At 69.9% G+C, this 3,154-nt stretch carries 2 protein-coding genes; both read left to right on the top strand.

Features of this window, described 5'->3' with window-relative positions:
- Positions 1 to 2,436: M36 family metallopeptidase (locus ABZ807_RS33205; RefSeq protein ID WP_357167089.1), on the top strand; the 2,436-nt coding region annotated here is incomplete at its 5' end.
- Between the two features lie 302 nt (positions 2,437 to 2,738).
- On the top strand, positions 2,739 to 3,068 hold the full coding sequence (locus ABZ807_RS33200) for a hypothetical protein (RefSeq protein WP_357167086.1): 330 nt from the start codon (positions 2,739 to 2,741) through the stop codon (positions 3,066 to 3,068).
- Positions 3,069 to 3,154: the final 86 nt, after the last annotated feature.

Raw genomic sequence — 3,154 nt, 5'->3', positions numbered from 1 at the left:
CTGGTGTCGGGCCTGTCCGACAGGGCCACCGGCAGCGCCTCCCTCGATGCGGTCGACGCGGTGCAGGCCGCCGCCGACGGTCTTGACCTGGCCGATCCGGCCAGCCCGCGGGTGATGAGCCGCAGCGGTGGTACGGCCCAGCGCACCGTCGTCTCCGGCAGCGGCATCTCCGACCAGCCCATCCCCGCCAAGCTCGGCTGGCAGCCGACCGACGACGGACTGCGCCTGGCCTGGCAACTCGTCATCGACGACTCCTCCGACACCCACCTGTGGAACGCCAGCATCGACGCCGAAACCGGCAAACTGCTCAACGCCGACGACTGGACCACTCACGAGGACGTCAAGGAGGTCGCCGGCAACCTGGACGGCAGCGCGCCGGCACGGTCGACGACGCTCAGCAGCGCGGCCTTCGGCTCGCCCAACCCGGTGCAGGACGGTTCGAGCTACCGGGTCTTCGCCGGGCCGGCCGACAGCCCGAACGACGCGCCGCGGAGCCTGGTGACCAACCCGGCGGACGGGACCGCGTCGCCGTACGGCTGGCACGACACCGACGGCGCCCCGGGCGCCGAGCACACCACCACCCAGGGCAACAACGTCCACGCCTACCAGGACCAGGACAACAACAACGCGGTCGACCTCGGCAGCAGCCCGGACGGCGGGGCGAACAAGGCCTTCGACTTCCCGCTCGACCTGGCGGAGCACGCGCAGAACTACCGGGAGGCCGCGACCGCCAACCTGTTCTACTGGAACAACATCATCCACGACGTCACCTACCAGTACGGCTTCGACGAGGTGTCGGGGAACTTCCAGGCGAACAACTACGGCCGGGGCGGCGCGGGCGGCGACTACGTCCGGGCCGAGGCGGCCGACGGCGGCGGCACCAACAACGCGAACTTCTCCACCCCGGCGGTCGACGGCGTGGGTGCCCCGCGGATGCAGATGTACCTGTGGCCGGGCACCCAGTTCGGCAGCCCGAACCAGATCGTCGTGGACGGCGTGGGCTCGTTCGACGCGTCCTGGTCGCGGTTCACGCCGGCGCCCACGGTGGCCGGCCTGCCCGGACACCGGTTCGTGTACGCCGGCACCGGCTGCACCACGGCGGCGTACCCCGGCACGTTGCCGGCCGGCGCGTGGATCAGCGTGGTCGACGGCGGCACCACGGCCTGCACCTACCTCCAGCGCGCCCAGATCGCCCAGTCTCTCGGCGCCAAGGCGGTGGTGGTCGCCCACAACGCCAGCGGTAGCGCGCCGGTGCTGACCGGATCCATGACGACCGCGCCGGTCACCATCCCGGCGGTCGCTGTGACCCAGGCCGACGGAAACGCCATCAAGGCCGCCATCGCAGCGGGCGATGTCACCGGTTCCGTGCGCATGCACCCGAACCACCCGGGCATCCGGGACGGTGACCTCGACGCCGGCGTGATCATCCACGAGTACACCCACGGCATCTCGAACCGGCTCACCGGTGGCCCGACGGTCAACTGTCTCACCGGCAACGAGCAGATGGGTGAGGGCTGGAGCGACTTCCTCGCGATCAGCATGCTGCTCGACCCGAAGTTCGACTCGGCCGACGGACAGCGCGGCATGGGGCCGTACGTGCTGTTCCAGGACGACCGGCACGGCAACGGTATCCGGCCGCGGCCGTACTCGCGGAACATGGAGATCCAGCCGTTCACCTATGACGGCATCAAGACCGGCGGCTGGCTGAACGGCACCTCCCTGGCGGTACCGCACGGCATCGGCCACGCGTGGGCGTCCGTGCTGTGGGACATGACCTGGAACCTGATCGACCGGCACGGCTTCAACGCCAACGTCTACGACTCGTGGCGCACCGGCGGCAACAACCTGGCCATCCAGCTGGTCATGGACGGGCTCAAGATGCAGGGTTGCGGGCCTGGTTTCGTCACTGGTCGCAATGCCATCATCGCCGCCGACGCGGCCCTGACCGGTGGCGAGAACGCCTGCACCCTCTGGGCGTCGTTCGCGCGTCGTGGTCTCGGCTACAGCGCTGTCCAGGGCACCACCGCCCGCGACGACAACGCCGAGGCGTTCGACACGCACCCGTCCTGCCGGGGCGACTTCATCGGTCGCGCCGCGCAGCCCGCTCTCAACACCGTCATCGCCGGTGACGCCGCACCGATGAAGTTCCAGCTCGCCACCAACCGCGGCCTGAACGTCCTCGCCAGTGGCTCGCCGTACTCCCGGTTGGTCGACTGCGACACCCTCAAGACCGTCGGCCCCGACGGCGCCATCACCCCCCGGCCCACCCCGGTCGCCGCCCGCAACCCCGGCGGATCGCACATGTCGGTCAGCGCCAACGGCCAGTACAACTACCCGTGGAAGACCGACCCCACGTGGGCCGGCACCTGCCGCGAGTTCGTCCTCACCCTCGACAACGGATTCCAACACCGCGCCTACTTCAGGTTCACCAGCTGAGCCGTAACACCCGTACCAGGTAGAACCGGAGGGAGCGTTCCGACCACGGAACGCTCCCTCCGGTCCATGCAAACCACATGACACCACATCAAGACAGCAGCCCGCCCCGCCCCCGTACCGGGCTCTCCCCGGGTCGTCGTACGACAAGGCCCTGGCCGAGGCGCTCTTCGCCACCCTCAACGGGAACTCGACATCGACCACGGGAGCGGGGCCACCGAAGCCGACGGCCGCCGCGACGTGATCCGCTACCTCAGTCTTCCCGGGTTGCAACCGGTACCCAGGTACAGGCTTATCGTCATGACATGAGCATCGACCAGGGGTGGGTGCCGCAGGCGTGCACCCTGCCCACCGGAGAACGGCCGCTGAGACTCGCGGATTTCGACGACCTGTTCGCCACCGCCCTGAGAGAACAGCGGCGGTTGGCACCCACCCGCCTCCGGTGGCGTCTGGACCCGGAGGCCGAGGACACCGCGCGGGACCTGACGGCCCGGGAGAGCCGCTGCTGCTCCTTCTTCACCTTCACCCTGACCCGCACCGACAGCGCGGTGGAGGTCGACGTGCGGGTCCCGGACGCCCACGTCGAGGTCCTCGACGCGCTCGCCGCTCGCGCCGTCGCACGGATGCCGGCATGAGTAGCCCTGTGTCAAGCGGCGGACGCGAGGACGGCCTGCAAGGCTCGGTGGCGGGTGGGGTCGTAGGCGACGCGGTCTTGCCAGCA

Source organism: Micromonospora sp. NPDC047548 (genome assembly GCF_040642975.1).
Taxonomy (GTDB): Bacteria; Actinomycetota; Actinomycetes; order Mycobacteriales; family Micromonosporaceae; genus Micromonospora.
The sequence above is the reverse complement of the archived record's forward strand: the minus strand, read 5'-3'. Positions and strand labels throughout refer to the sequence as shown.